Raw genomic sequence first — 14602 nt, forward strand, 5'->3', positions numbered from 1 at the left:
TAATCTCTACTTTTTCTTTCCGTAATTTCCGTAATTGCCATAATTTCCATAGGAGCCATATTTTTCTAACTGTGTATCATATTTATTTAGAATAACTCCCAAAAATGGCGTCCCGGTTTGTTCTAATTGTTCTTTTGCCTTTTGCAATGTTTTCCGTTTTACATTTCCTGACTCGACGACTAAAACGCTAGCATCACATTTTTGAGCAATGATAGCCGCATCAATGACCAGTCCAATCGGTGGGGTATCAACAACGATATAATCGTAATGGTTTCTGAGAATATCAATCATGATACCAAAGTTTTTACTTTGCAATAAAGCTGTTGGATTGGGGGAGACTTGTCCAGCTTCAATCACAAATAGATTGTCAATATTTGTTTCGCATAAACCGTTTGACAAATCTGTCGCACCAGCTAGATAATCTGTCAGACCTGTGATTTTATCACGCGTTTTAAAAATCCCTGACATGACAGAGTTACGAATATCTGCGTCAATTAGTAAAGTATTATATCCTGAACGTGCAAAAGCAATGGCTAGATTTGTAGAAGTCGTTGACTTCCCTTCACCGGACTGTACAGAAGTGACAGCAATGACCTTAATATTATCCCCACTAAGCTGAATATTAGTTCTTAAGGCATTGTAGTATTCTTCTGTTTTCTTTATCGTTTTTTCTTTATTTTTAGCTAATTCTAAACTCGGCATTATTTTCCCCTCTTATAGTTTATTCATATTTGGCACAACTCCAAGAAGAGTAATTCCCAGCGATTCTTCCACATCTTCTGGCTTTTTCACTCGGTCATCTAACACTTCAACGACAAGAATCACAACTGAGATTAAAACCCCGCCTGCAAGAAAACCAATCAAAGTATTGCGTCTAATATTTGGTGAAGAAGGGGAATTTGGTACTTCTGCCTCTTCTAACGTTGTTACATCGGATACTTTGGTAACAGCAATAATTTTTTCAGCTGCAATTTGACGCAAACTATTAGCAATACGCGCAGCTTCTTTGGCATCCCCATCTGAAACAGCGATAGACACAATACGCGTATCCGTTGGGACAGTGACATTGATTTTTTTAGCTAATGCGCTTGGTTGTACATTTAACTTCAAGTCATCAATCACTTTTGCTAACACATCTTGAGATAAAATAATTTCTTTGTAGTCTTTTACCAAGTATGTCCCAGCTTGAAGGTCTTGATTGGTAAGAGTAGAATTTTCATTGGCTTGTCGATTTACAACGTAAATACGAGTTGTACTAGTATAATTCGGCTTTATAATAAAGGTACTATAGCCTAAAGCAACAATAGCCATTGCAAAAGCGGTCACAATGATGAGAAATTTTCGTCTCCACAGGATCTTAACTAATGATAGAACATCAATTTCCACCGTCTGATTATCTTGATTTTTCATTTCTTCTCCTAAATTAAGTCGTCTTTTAATAATATTTCTTGATTTTCGCGGAATAGTGCATCAGCATATGCTTTGCCATACTTTTTAGAGATAATTTGATAGGCCTCCTGCATATAAGGGGGGCGCGGACCTAAATTGTGCATATCACTCGCCACAAAGTGCACTAAATCCTGCTCCATAAAGAATTGTGCCCGCTTCTTCATGAATTTATACTTTTCACCAAATAACTTCGGTTTGAGGACGCTAGAGCTGTTGATTTGCATATAACAACCCATGTTAATCAAATCCTGTACTTTTTTCGTTTCATTCTCCAAGCAATGATAACGCTCAATATGAGCTACAACTGGTGTAATTCCTAAACGGAGCACATTGTTTAAAGCGCTGTGGATTTCCCTATATGGTGTCGTCATACTAAATTCAATTAAAGCATAACTCGTTCCGCCTAAAGTTGGGATGATTTCCTTATCGAGTTTTTCTAAAATATCGCTGGTATAATAAATTTCAGCCCCATACAAAATAGTGAGATCATCTGCTACTTCTTTAGCGATTTGCTGAACTTCATGAAAGTTTGCTGCGATTTTTTCTTCAGGTGTTTCAAACATCCCTTTTCTACGATGAGACGTTGAAACAATCGTTCGAACTCCTTGACGGTAACTCTCTGTCAAAAGCTCTCGTGTGTCCTGACGTGTCTTGGGGCCGTCATCCACATCAAACACAATGTGCGAATGAATATCGATCAATCTTATTTACCTTCCATCACTTTCTGAATTGCCGTTTTGGCTGCATTCAAGCTATCTTGATTTAACTCCATCATGTAAAGATTGGCATCCGGCATGGCATAAGACGGAAGGTCCGTCCGACCTTCTCCTGTAACTGCCTGAGAAGTCACGGTATAACTACCACCAGATTCCAGTTGCGTGTTGATTAGACTCATCATGGTTTCAAGACTCATATTGGTTTGAACTGAATCTTGTAGTCCTGAAATAATAGCATTGTAATTCTTCAAAGCACTTGTTGAAGTCAATTTTTTAATAATAGCCGCAATGACCTTTTCTTGGTTTTTACCACGGTCATTATCGCCACCACTCAATGAATAGCGTTCTCGCACAAAGCCTAGAGCCTGCTCAGAATTTAGATGAACATCTCCTACACCAAAATGATAATTACCGTGTAAGCTTGTAAACTCTTGATCATTATAAACGTCAATACCACCTAGCAAATCCACGAGTTTAAGGAAAGAAGTGAAATTGAGACGAACATAATAATTCGTTTTGATGCCGTAGAGATTTTCCAACGTGTGAATGGACGCCTCCACGCCATAAATACCAGCATGCGTTAATTTATCATTTTGATTGTTACCACCATCAGCAATCGGCACATAGGCATCACGCGGTGTTGTTGTCAACAACACTTTCTTCGTCTTGCGATTCACCGTCATGATAATATTCACATCAGAGCGAGAAACAGATGAAACGGGGCCATAAGTATCAATACCACTGACATAGATGTTGAAGACATCGTTATTAGTAGCTGGTGACTGAGCGTTTCCAATCTTTTTACTAATCTTGTAAGTATAGATTTTCTTAATTTTTGAAGCGTAGTCTGGATATTCGTTTTCGATAACACTTTCAAAGACGCTATTTAGCACCATAGCCTTCGCTTCACCGCTCATCAAAGACTTATAGGCTGCCAGATAAGAAGATGACTGGTCAACCGTCAGGTTCACTTTTTTAGTTTGCGCTAGGTTATTTGTCAATGCCTTGATATTATTTGCATCATTTGCCGTTGGTGCTAGAACATTTTTGACTTGGCTAATATCCTTGATATCGCTATTTTTCGGTACCACTACACTCATTTCATATTCAGAGTAGTTGGATGTTGAATTTAAGCCATTAGACAAATCTAACACTTCTTTAACCGCATACATCGCACCCGAACTTGCCAGAATCGCTAAAATCAGTATAATCGTCGTTGTGACACGCGCTTTGTTTCTAAAAATTAAAAAACCAGTCCCTAGTGCTACAACTGCTAGCAAGATTGATACCAAAGCATTCATGTACCGAAAGGCTAAAATGTTATATCGGAACATTGAAAAAATCAACAATGCTGCTAACAATGCAAAGATGACTAGCAAAGCAACATTTAAGATCCGATTGCTTTTCTTCTTAGAAGAGCGCGATCTTTTTTGGACCATTTGAAACTCCTATGCAAAAATATTCATTTTATTATCCCTATTATAGCATAAAATAACTAAATGTTAAACGTTCTTTAAAAATTCTTAAAACTTTCATCTATAAATACGTTTTCAATGCAATCTTTCGCCATTACATTTTAAACAACAAAAAAGCAGGAACATTCAGTCCTGCCTTGGTTCAAATTTATTCTGTTTTATCTCGATTAACTTGTTCAAAACTTTCTGTGCCATCATTCAGTCTATCCCAAATGATCACTTTCCCAGCTTTGAGAGACTTTTGCACATCAATGATTCGTTGGTTAGAAGAACCGCGAAATTGCAGCATGAGATTTTTCTTGGCTTTGTCAAACCGTCCATCGACCAGGATGTCAATAAGACTCAGCAGTTCCAGCTTATCTGGTGTTTCCAACATCATTTCTTCCCATGTGTAGCCCGTCCAAGACCAAATATCTTTATTTGGCAATTCCTTACGAATCCGCTTGACTAGAGGTAAAAGAATGCCTGTATTAAGAAAAGGCTCTCCGCCAAGCAAAGTCAACCCTTGAACATAGGGCTCTGCTAGATCTTTCATAATTTGCTCTTCCAGCTCATGCGTATAAGGAATCCCTGCATTGAAAGACCAAGTTGCTACATTGTAGCAGCCCTCACAATGAAACATGCAGCCGCTGACATAGAGGGAATTACGCACCCCTTCGCCATCTACAAAATTAAAGGCTTTATAGTCAATAATACGTCCTTTGCTTAACTCTTCGCTTTTCCACTCACCTGGCTTCGGTGTATTCCATGTCATTTTTCTACCCCAACTCTATCCAATAACGCTCTTTCCCAGCTCGTACATCTTCCAACACTCCACCATTGGCCAAAATCACTGCTCGACTAGCAGCATTATCCATATCGCAAGTAATCAGAACGGGAGAGAGCGCTAATTTTTTGGCTTCAAGTAAAGCCAAGGCTAATTGTTGTTTACCATACCCTTTCCCCCGCTCACTAGGCCGAATGCCATAGCCAATATGCCCGCCCAACTCTAAGTAAAAATCATTTAGTGTCATACGAAGCCCTAAAAAACCTAATGCACGATCATCTGCAAAGGAAGCAAACAAAATAGCTGGAACACGCCCTTCTTTCAAATTCAGTCCTGCCTCTTGATCACGATTGATTTGCAACCAATCTTCGTAATTTTCTGCATATGCCCAAGTGCTTTCTACACCGCCATTCATGAGAAGCCCCTGCTCTTTGTATTCTGCAATCATTTCAAGTATCGCTTCTTTATCTGCCAATTCTGGTCTTCGTAATTCCATAAATTACTCCTAATTCAAATCTATCCAATAGCGTTCGGTGCCCTGTCGGATGTCTTCTAATATGCCCCCGTTTTTTAAAATAACTGCCCTACTAGCAGAATTGTCCTCCGCACAAGTAACTAGCACTCGGTGGATATTCTTTGAAGCAGCGACAAGAAGCCCTTTTTTCAACATAGCGGTCGCATAGCCTTTCCCCTGCATAGACGGACGAATGCTATAACCAATATGACCGCCATGTCCGCGTAAATGTTCATTCAGACGCAAGCGTAAATTTAGAAAGCCAACAGCCTGTCCTTTATCAAAGGCAACAAACTGTATAGCCGGCACCCATGTATTAGGAATATTGAGACCCATTTCCGCATCTTGGTTTCCAGCAATCCAATCTTCATAAACGAAATTTTCCTTGTCCCAAAAACCGCCATCGTGTGCAGCATTTGACCTTTCAAATTCTAGTATGAGGTCTATCACCGCCTCTTTATCTTCTAATCCTGGTCGTCTTAATTCCATTTTTCTCACCTTGATAGAAAGAGAGTGAGACTAGCTTCATGCAAACCTCACTCTTTCTCCTATTTTTTCTTTGTTTTTTGTAAGAATTGTTCTCGCAAATTTGCAACACGATCTTTTTTATTGACTCCGCCTTTGGAATGCTTTTCATGATAGCGTGTCACTTGTGCTTTTCCTTTATCGTCTAATTGATATTTTCCCATGAAAGTTCCTACTTTTCTACATGATGTCCTTCGAACTTGATTGTTGAACCATTCATGTGTTTAACACGAGCTGAAATCTCCTTGTGACGTCCATTTACCATCGGACGGGCTTGAGGATTTCCAAGATAACCACAAGTTCGCTTGACAACATCAACTGTCTTAGGATCGCTATTGCCACAGTTTGGACAAGTAAATCCACGTTCTGTTGGCGTGAAATCCCCTTCAAAATCGCACTTATAACAATGGTCAATCGGAGTATTGGTTCCCAGATAGCCCACACGATCGTAAGCATAGTCCCAAACAGCTTCGAGCGCTTTTGGATTTTGTTGCAAAACAGGATATTCACAATAGTGGATAAAGCCGCCCGACGCACCCGCTGCTGGATAATCTTTTTCAAAATCTAATTTTTCAAACGGTGTTGGATTCTTCCGAACATCATAGTGGAAGCTATTAGTATAGTATTCCTTATCTGTAATATCTTTCACAAGACCAAATTTTTCTGTATCCAGACGACAGAAGCGATCTGTCAGACTTTCAGACGGTGTAGAGTAAACTGAGAAGTGATAATCATATTGGTCAGACCACTCTTCGACACGGCGTTTCATTTCACGAACAATATCTACTGTAAATTTCTTAGCTTCTGGGTTATGTTCCCATTCACCACCATAAAAGACAGTCGCTACTTCATACAGACCGATATAGCCGAGAGAAACCGTAGCTCTACGATGTTTAAAGAGTTGATCTACCTTGTCATATTTACCAAGACGTTGCCCAAAAGCGCCATATTGATAAAGGATAGGAGCATTAGCTGGCGTTGCTTCTTTTGTACGTTCCACACGATAGACAAGGGCATCTTCAGCGATGTTCATCCGTTCATTGAAGATTTCCCAGAATTTATCCATATTACCTTCAGATTCGAGGGCAATTCTTGGAAGGTTGACAGTTACAACCCCAAGATTCATACGACCAGAATTGACTTCTTGACCATTTTCATCTTTCCAACCTTGTAAGAAAGAACGGCAACCCATTGGAACTTTAAAAGAACCTGTTAATTCCACAATTTTGTCGTAAGACAAGACATCTGGGTACATCCGTTTCGTAGCGCATTCCAAAGCCAGCTGTTTAATATCATAGTTTGGGCTATCCGGTTCTAAGTTCAATCCGCGCTTCAACGTGAAAATCAATTTAGGAAAAATAGCTGTCCGATGTTCAGACCCCAGACCTTTAATGCGAATTTGAAGAATCGCTTTTTGAATTTCACGCTCAAAACGATTGGTGCCAAGACCAAAACCAAGCGATGTAAATGGGGTTTGTCCATTTGACGTAAACAAGGTATTGATTTCATATTCCAAAGACTGCATGGCATCGTAAATGTCTTTTTTCGTCTTTTCCCAAGCAAACTCTTCCTGTTTTTCAGGAACGACCCATTCACGCGCATCCTTCAAATGCTTTTCGTAATTCTTTTCAGCATAAGGCGCTAAAACTTCATCAATTCGATCAGCTGAACAACCACCATACTGACTAGAGGCGACATTGGCAATGATTTGAGAAATTTGCGCAGTCGCAGTTTGAATCGACTTTGGACTTTCCACCTCTGCATTTCCAATCTTGAAACCATTTCCCAGCATACCTTTGAAATCAATCAAGCAGCAGTTTGTCATCGGCGTATATGGGCTATAGTCCAAATCATGATAATGAATATCCCCTTTTTGATGGGCGTTTGCTACATGCGGCGGCAGCATTTGCAAACCAATTGATTTCCCAACAATCCCCGCTGTCAAATCACGTTGAGTATTGAAAACATCACTGTCCTTGTTGGCATTTTCATTGACAACCGCTTGATCTTTATTCAGCAATTTGCCGATTGTGAAGTTGATATCTGTTGCTTTTGAACGCGCAAAATCACGTTGCGTACGGTAAGTAATATAACTTTCCGCAATAGCATATTCATTGGCTTGCAACAATTCATGCTCAACGATATTTTGAATTTCATAAATTTTAACACCAGCAGGGAAGCGTTCAATCACCTCTGCTACAATTTTATTGGTAATCCCTTCAAGTTTTGCTTCTAACAACGGCGTCATCGTCGTTACTTCTTGACTAGCTTTGACAAGCGCTTTATAAATCTTATCTGCGTCAAAAGCCACACGACGACCGTCACGTTTTTCAACATAAATATCAGCAAAACCTTGTACTGTTTCTTCTTTTAATGCTATCATGAGCTCCTCCATTCATATAAATCATATTATATCACTCTCATAAAAAAAATCAATATCTTGTGGTAAAAAACTTAAAATTTTATTTTAAACACAAGATATTGATTAAATCATTTTAATTTATAAAGCTTGAAATGATGAAGTTCCAGGTCAGTTTTCTCATAATTTTTCTGAATTTGTTTTTGCACATCTTGAAGAACAGGCACTTGATTATTCACTAAAATATAGGTTGGTGCATTTTCTTTCAGACTCCTAGCTAGCGCCATTTTATTTTCATCGGTTCCTTGGTACAAGCTAGGTGTTAAAATTGGTACTGCAGATAAGTGTCTACTCGCCTGATAAAGCGCTGCTGTTTTATCCCAAGCATAGATTTTATCAGTCTTCTTCGCTTTATCTTTGATATAATTTGCCGCAGAAACACGTTCACTTGCTTCACCTGAAGATAAAATATAGTGATTAACAAGCGGAGAACCAATTAAGTAAGTAACTGCTAAAAGCGGCAAGAAAGCATTTTTTGCAACATACGTTCCTAAAATAGATGTAGATTTTTGTACACGGCTATGACGTCCACCTCTTTTAAGTTTACTTTTTCCTAACCACATACTGAGCAAAATCAGGAAGAATGGCAAAACAGGCAACAGCTGATAAGCGCCTTGATCTGGCAAAAAGAAAACAAATAAAACTAAAATTAAGGACGCGAAAAAACTAAATAGCTGCAGGAAACGTTCCAAAGAATTTGCTGGCAATGAAAAACTTCTCACCCAAGAAAACACTAAACCAATTCCAATGATTAACCCACCATAAAGTAAACCATTATACAACAAGTGCTGCCCTGCAAAGCGTAAGCTTTCCAACGGATAAAGAATCTGACTAATCGCAAGACCAAAGCTACCATTTAAAACCGTATAATAGCCTAAAGGATAAAATAGAAACGAAAAGCCTACAAGTGCTGCTAAAAATTGATAAAGGCCATGTACTTTTTTCTTTACACTAATATTATAAGCTGACAAAACAAGGAAAGCCACTAAATAAAACACGAGACTTGTCATCGGATCTGTCATAAACATCAATGTACCGAGCGCACCAAAACCAATAAAACCTCTGTCACTAGCTTCTCCTGCAACATAGCGCATCAGAAAGTACAGTGCACCAAATACAAAAGGAAAAGCAAAAATACTAGAATATAAACCGCCCCAGCCCAAAGCTAAGGTTAATCCATAAAATAAAGAAAGAATCTTTACAGAGGTATTCCTTACAGTTGTTAATTGGTAAACAATTTTAAAAAGAAAAATTCCTGCAACAAATAGGGCAAAGCACTGCACTACTGCAAATAAAATATTACCCATGAAAAGACTACCCACCCAATTAGTTAGATAATAAAGCAAACCACTCGTTCCATAAATATTTCCATAAATAACCTGCCCCTGCGCCATTGCCCATCCAGCATATAAATTTTGAGATTGCAGATTAGTAGCAAGGTTGGTCAAAAACGGATTGGCAACACTTAAAACACTCAATAATAAGCTCCACAAAAATAAAACGACAAACGGCGTCGGTGTAGGTTCTACAAAAAAATTTTTCTGTTCACTTTCTTCGTGAATACTCTCTACTATTGGCTCTTGTTCAAGCATTGTGTCGTGCATAAAGATTCTCCTTGATATCAGTCTTATTTAGTATACCAAAATCTCCTCTATCTGTCAGCTTGATTCTGACACAATCTTCATCTTTTGCAAAAGCAAAGTGTAGTATTCCAATTCTCGAAAACGATGATAACTTACAGCCGCATACTCTTTCAAAAATTCTTTTTCTTCACTTGTTAAATCGATAACCATTCTGCCTCCTTTTACTAGATTATTCGTAAAAAAGAAAAATTCCTCTCATTACAAGAGAAATTTTATAGCATCGGTGCAAATAATTCGACAATTTCTTTAATCAAGCGTTGATACCAGGTATTTTTAATGGTATCTTCATGTATTTCTTGTGAGGTTTCAAACAATTCCTCAAAATCTCGCTTCAAGTCAAACATAGAAGGCGTTTTATACATCAAAACAGCATTTTCATAGTGATGAACTAAGCTGCGGTAATCAAAATTGATTGTTCCGACAACACCAAAATCATCATCAGCCACTACATGCTTACTGTGAATAAAGCCCGGTGTATACTCATAAATCCGAACCCCAGCCGCCATTAAATCAGGATAAGCTCCTCGCGTAATAAGCTGAATGATTTTTTTATCCGGAATATAAGGTGTCACAATGCGGACATCTACCCCCCGCATAGCAGCATTTTTGATGTCTTCCGTCAAATCATAATCAATGATTAAATACGGCGTGGCAATATACACATAATCTGTCGCCTGGCTGATTATATTTTGATAGACATTTTTACCCACTTGAGCTTTATACATGGGCTTCGGGCCGCTTCCATACGGAATATAGAGCCCTGACGCATCTACAGCTTTGTTGTCCAAATGATAGCGATCGAAATCACTGATTTTCCCACGGTTGATATACCAGTTCATCAGAAACAGCCGTGTCAAGGCTTTTACAGCGCGCCCGTTCAGACGAATCCCACCGTCTTTCCAGTGACCAAATCGCTCGATGTGATTGATATATTCATCTGCCAGATTGATGCCACCAGTATAGCCAATCTGCCCGTCAACGACGAGAATTTTACGATGATCTCGATTATTATAAGCCACCGTCATCCGCGGAATCACTTTGTTAAACTTATGAGCGTCAATCCCCATAGCCTGCAATCGGCTAGTATAATCTCCCGGAAGAGTTGCCATACAGCCAATGTCATCATAGAGCATTTTCACTTCCACACCTTGGGCTGCCTTTTCACGCAGAATATCCAAAATACTATTCCACATGATACCTTCTTCCACAATGTAATATTCTAAAAAAATAAATTTTTCTGCTTTGCGTAAATCTTCCAGCATTTTCTGGAACATCTCTTCTCCCAAAGAGAAAAATTGCGATTCCGTGCCGTCGTAAACATCCGCATTATGATCCATGCTGAGAAGCGACTTAATAATCCCGTAAGCTGATTTATCTGTTTTTTTCAAGTCTAACCGCAACTCATAGCTATTGTCCTCACGAAATTTCATCTGATCCATATTTTTTAGCTGTTTCAGTTCACTTCTGGATAATCGGCGCTCGCCAAACATCAAATAAAGCAAGGGGCCAATGACTGGAACAAACGCTACCAAGAGCCAAGTTACTTTACTTTCCGGTGTCATTGAACGATTGACAATCGCTAAAATCGTTGCCAAGCTGAATAAAATCACAAAGACAATCCATAAAGTAGGTGTCCAGCGACCAAGCCAAAAGAAAAACCAAAAAATGAGCGCAAGTTCTAGTAACATGATAATAATACTGAAACCATATTTTGACATCAATAGCTGAAATTTCCTAAGATTCATTTTCTCTCCCTGTTTTTACTTAGTACTAGTATAACGGGGATTTCCTAATAAATCAAGCCAGAATCACTCATTCTTCGATATTCAAAGTATTTTTTCATTAGAGCAAAAAAGAGTAAAAGAAAAGTTGTGGTTCGTAACCATCAACTTTTCCTCACTCCCTTATTCTAAGTGCTAACTGACATATTGCCTGTTCCCTTTTCACTCCCGCATGCTTCAACAATCTGGAGAGTGGCTAAAATTTGCTCCAGTCCCAGACAGGCTATTGCTTCGTTAAAACGACCGTATCATTTTCTCCATTTTCTTGCTCAATATCCTCAATCGTTAACTGTTTGCCATCAATCATATAACGCTCAATGTCATCACCAATCGTCATTCTCTGATTTGTTGGATCAATGCTCACCTGTTTTACTTCTTCCTTACCATTTGGTTCTTTTTTTGTCCATGTACCACTGTTTCCCTTGATAGCCAAAGTGATCTCCTCTTCTTCGTCCATACCTTTATAAGTACCGTCTAATTTTTCTGAGGAATTTTCCGCAATAGTTGACGAAGTACCACTCTCACCTGAGACTGTAGTTGATTGACTGCTTGAGACAGATTGAGATGACGGTGAAGTTTGGTTAGACTTGGCACACGATGTCAAAATGATAAGTCCTATCAGAAAAAATGCGACGTAGCAGAATTTCTTTAATTGTGCCATTTTTATCCTCCTTTACTTACATTTCTATTATACCATCAACCATTCTAATCAGTCAATTTCTTTCTCCAAAAGAAAAGCACGAACTTCCGCAATAAAATAAAGAGAACCTGTTACAAAAAGGAGCTGATTGTCATTAGCGCTTTTAATAAATTGTTCGATAAAGTCCTGATAAGAGGCAATGTAGAGACCATTTGTAAAGTCCTGTTCATTTGCTGCACCGTCATCCTCAAAAGTCGTTACGAACAACTGCACATGAGGCAATTCCTGCTGAAGATAAGACAGCATCCCCTGATAATTTTTGCGTTTCAAAGCACCGAATAAGAGAAAGATTTCTTTTTGTCCTTGCTGGCGAATAAACTCCACCAAACGTGACAAAGCGGGTAAATTGTGAGCCCCGTCCAAATAAATTCCTCTCTCAAAATATTCCAGTCTCCCTGCCCAATGGGTCTCTTGCAAAGCCTTGCGTATCCATTTTACTTGTGGTTGCCAATTTTGCTGTTTCATGAATAAAAGAAAACTTTGCAAAGCAACAGCTGCATTTTCTTCCTGATAAGTACCTTTGAGACCCAGCTGTAAACCAACTATCATTTTATCTTGATTAGAAAATTGTCCTTTTGAAAATGAAAAATCCCTACCGTGTTCATACAAAACGACTCCCAACTCATCTGCGCGCAATTCGCAGACCCTTCTAGCTTCTTCAGCCAGCGGCCCGATAACAGCTCGTTCCTTTTTCTTGAAAATTCCTGCTTTCTGCTCCGCAATTGCTACTATGGAGTCTCCTAATGTTTCTTGATGATCCAATCCTACAGACGTTACAACCGCAACATCTCCTATCACTACATTTGTTGCATCTAAAAGTCCACCAATTCCCACCTCAATTAAAGCCACATCTACCTGCTCTTCTTCGAAATACAATAAAGCTATGAGTGTTAAAATTTCAAAATAAGATAATGAATCTTGTGTCCGCAAAAGTTGCCTTTCCATTGCTTGAATACGGCGCCCAATTCTAACAAAATCCTTGTCAGAGATTGGTTTATGATTGACACAAATCCGATCATAAATGCTCACCATATGAGGTGACGTAAAGATTCCCACCTTCTTTTTATGCTCTGCAAATAATTGACTCATAAAAGCAATGCTTGAGCCTTTTCCGTTCGTTCCTGTCACATGAATAATGGGATAATTTTCTTCCGGATGATCCAAAAGACTTATAGCCTGTCTCATTCGCTCTAAACCAGAGCGAAAATTTAAACCAATGCGACTCTCTAGCCACGTTTCAATTTCATTCATATTCTTCTCCCAGCAAAAAGGGAGTGAAACAGAACCAGACTTTGGTTCATGTCACACCCCACAATTTACTTGAATGGCTGGAACTCTTGCTCCACATGGGAATTAACCAACCACTCATTCGTATACCATAAAATAACGATTCACACAGCCTTTTAATCTCTTCATCGTCTGTAATACGAAAAGCTAGTGTACGCAATTTTTATTCTTCCATAAAGCTATTGAAAACTTCTTCAATCATATCCCATTCAGCATCTGAATCTTCTGGGATTGGTTGCAAATCGCCTTCTGTTCCGTCCTCATTTTCAGTAAACGAGTAAGCTTGAATTTCTACCTCGCCATTTTCATCTTCTTCTGCGCTAGCTGGAATTAAGAGAACATAGTTTTTACCAAATTCTTCTTTTCCGTCAATGGTCAAGAGAATTTCAAACAAAGTTTCATTTCCTTGCTCGTCTACTAGCGTAATCAACTCACGCTCTTCGTGTTCATGGTCATGGTTATGATCGTGTGCCATGTTTTCTCCTTTATTATTAAAAATTTCGATCTAAATAATTCTGCAATATGAGCTGCGCTGCGAGCTTATCAATCACTTTTTTTCGCTTCTTTCTGCTCACATCCGCTTGCTCAATCAGCATTCTTTCCGCAGCTACCGTTGTTAGACGCTCATCTTGGTATTCAACTGGCAAATGAAATAATTGCTCAATCTTAGCACCATAAGTTTGACTTGCTTCTACACGTGGTCCGCTTGTATTGTTCATATTTTTAGGGAGTCCTACAACGAACTTATTAACCTTATATTCTTTTACAAGCTCACTCAAACGATCAAAACCAAATTCCCCTTTTTCTTCATCAATAGGAATAATTTCAAGTCCTTGAGCTGTAAAACCAAGTGGATCACTAACTGCGACACCAACTGTTTTTGAACCAACATCTAACCCCATAATTCTCATTAGAGATCAATGCCTTGCCCTTTCAAATAATAACGAACTAATTCTTCTACAATCTCATCACGTTCATATTTACGAATTTGATTTCGTGCATTATTATAGCGAGGTACATACGCAGGATCACCACTAAGCACGTATCCCACGATTTGGTTGATTGGGTTATAACCTTTTTCATTCAGCGACACATAGACATCTTTCAATGTTTCACTAATCTCTTTTTTGTTTGAATCATCAAGATTAAAACGTACTGTCTCATCTGTAAATCCCACAATTACACCTTCTTTCACTAGAATATCCATATTATAGCACATTTCAATACTTTTCACAAATGAAAGAGGTTGAAAAAGGGAGTGGGACAAAAATCGGTAATTTCGAAGAAATTTGATTTTGTCGTCCCACCCCCGCACAGTTGAGTAGGG

At 38.7% G+C, this 14602-nt stretch carries 17 protein-coding genes; all 17 read right to left on the bottom strand.

Annotated features, from left to right (window positions below):
* Window positions 1-6: 6 nt before the first annotated feature.
* Window positions 7-702, bottom strand: coding sequence for a tyrosine-protein kinase (locus tag IYQ23_RS05885; RefSeq protein ID WP_003026604.1), 696 nt, complete (start codon window positions 700-702; stop codon window positions 7-9).
* A gap of 12 nt (window positions 703-714) precedes the next feature.
* Window positions 715-1410 (bottom strand): CspC family polysaccharide chain length determinant protein, encoded by a 696-nt coding sequence (locus IYQ23_RS05890; RefSeq protein ID WP_195674366.1) that lies wholly within the window; start codon window positions 1408-1410, stop codon window positions 715-717.
* Between the two features lie 8 nt (window positions 1411-1418).
* On the bottom strand, window positions 1419-2150 hold the full coding sequence (gene cps4B / locus IYQ23_RS05895; protein ID WP_195674367.1) for a capsular polysaccharide biosynthesis protein Cps4B: 732 nt from the start codon (window positions 2148-2150) through the stop codon (window positions 1419-1421).
* Window positions 2151-2152: 2 nt separating this feature from the next.
* Window positions 2153-3604: an LCP family protein gene (locus IYQ23_RS05900; RefSeq protein ID WP_195674368.1), complete on the bottom strand. Its 1452-nt coding sequence runs from the start codon at window positions 3602-3604 to the stop codon at window positions 2153-2155.
* A 184-nt stretch (window positions 3605-3788) separates the two neighbouring features.
* Complete coding sequence (gene nrdG, locus IYQ23_RS05905; RefSeq protein ID WP_003040794.1) at window positions 3789-4394, bottom strand: anaerobic ribonucleoside-triphosphate reductase activating protein; 606 nt, start codon at window positions 4392-4394, stop codon at window positions 3789-3791.
* A gap of 4 nt (window positions 4395-4398) precedes the next feature.
* On the bottom strand, window positions 4399-4902 hold the full coding sequence (locus IYQ23_RS05910; protein WP_024053208.1) for a GNAT family N-acetyltransferase: 504 nt from the start codon (window positions 4900-4902) through the stop codon (window positions 4399-4401).
* A gap of 9 nt (window positions 4903-4911) precedes the next feature.
* On the bottom strand, window positions 4912-5409 hold the full coding sequence (locus tag IYQ23_RS05915) for a GNAT family N-acetyltransferase (RefSeq protein ID WP_195674369.1): 498 nt from the start codon (window positions 5407-5409) through the stop codon (window positions 4912-4914).
* A gap of 59 nt (window positions 5410-5468) precedes the next feature.
* A complete protein-coding gene (locus IYQ23_RS05920) occupies window positions 5469-5609 on the bottom strand; it encodes a hypothetical protein (RefSeq protein WP_003031250.1) in 141 nt (46 codons plus the stop codon).
* Window positions 5610-5617: 8 nt separating this feature from the next.
* Window positions 5618-7828 carry an anaerobic ribonucleoside-triphosphate reductase gene (gene nrdD, locus IYQ23_RS05925; protein ID WP_195674370.1) on the bottom strand — a complete coding sequence of 737 codons (2211 nt, stop codon included), beginning with the start codon at window positions 7826-7828 and terminating at the stop codon, window positions 5618-5620.
* 107 nt (window positions 7829-7935) lie between these two features.
* Window positions 7936-9468: a heme transporter CcmD gene (locus tag IYQ23_RS05930; RefSeq protein ID WP_195674371.1), complete on the bottom strand. Its 1533-nt coding sequence runs from the start codon at window positions 9466-9468 to the stop codon at window positions 7936-7938.
* A 54-nt stretch (window positions 9469-9522) separates the two neighbouring features.
* Entirely contained in the window at window positions 9523-9657 is a 135-nt protein-coding gene (locus IYQ23_RS09645; protein ID WP_267490141.1) for a hypothetical protein, read from the bottom strand.
* 62 nt (window positions 9658-9719) lie between these two features.
* Window positions 9720-11252 (bottom strand): cardiolipin synthase, encoded by a 1533-nt coding sequence (cls, locus tag IYQ23_RS05935; protein WP_174720870.1) that lies wholly within the window; start codon window positions 11250-11252, stop codon window positions 9720-9722.
* A gap of 259 nt (window positions 11253-11511) precedes the next feature.
* Window positions 11512-11949 carry an SP_0198 family lipoprotein gene (locus tag IYQ23_RS05940; protein ID WP_195674372.1) on the bottom strand — a complete coding sequence of 146 codons (438 nt, stop codon included), beginning with the start codon at window positions 11947-11949 and terminating at the stop codon, window positions 11512-11514.
* 48 nt (window positions 11950-11997) lie between these two features.
* Window positions 11998-13239: a bifunctional folylpolyglutamate synthase/dihydrofolate synthase gene (locus tag IYQ23_RS05945; protein ID WP_195674373.1), complete on the bottom strand. Its 1242-nt coding sequence runs from the start codon at window positions 13237-13239 to the stop codon at window positions 11998-12000.
* Between the two features lie 199 nt (window positions 13240-13438).
* Entirely contained in the window at window positions 13439-13750 is a 312-nt protein-coding gene (locus IYQ23_RS05950) for a DUF1292 domain-containing protein (RefSeq protein ID WP_003027765.1), read from the bottom strand.
* 16 nt (window positions 13751-13766) lie between these two features.
* Window positions 13767-14186: a Holliday junction resolvase RuvX gene (gene ruvX, locus IYQ23_RS05955; RefSeq protein WP_195673242.1), complete on the bottom strand. Its 420-nt coding sequence runs from the start codon at window positions 14184-14186 to the stop codon at window positions 13767-13769.
* Window positions 14186-14452, bottom strand: a complete 267-nt coding sequence (locus IYQ23_RS05960) for an IreB family regulatory phosphoprotein (RefSeq protein WP_009569646.1) — start codon at window positions 14450-14452, stop codon at window positions 14186-14188. The genes ruvX and IYQ23_RS05960 overlap by 1 nt, the downstream gene beginning before the upstream one ends.
* Between the last annotated feature and the right edge of the window lie 150 nt (window positions 14453-14602).

The organism is Streptococcus sp. HF-100, assembly GCF_015594635.1.
In the GTDB taxonomy this organism is placed as follows: domain Bacteria; phylum Bacillota; class Bacilli; order Lactobacillales; family Streptococcaceae; genus Streptococcus; species Streptococcus vaginalis.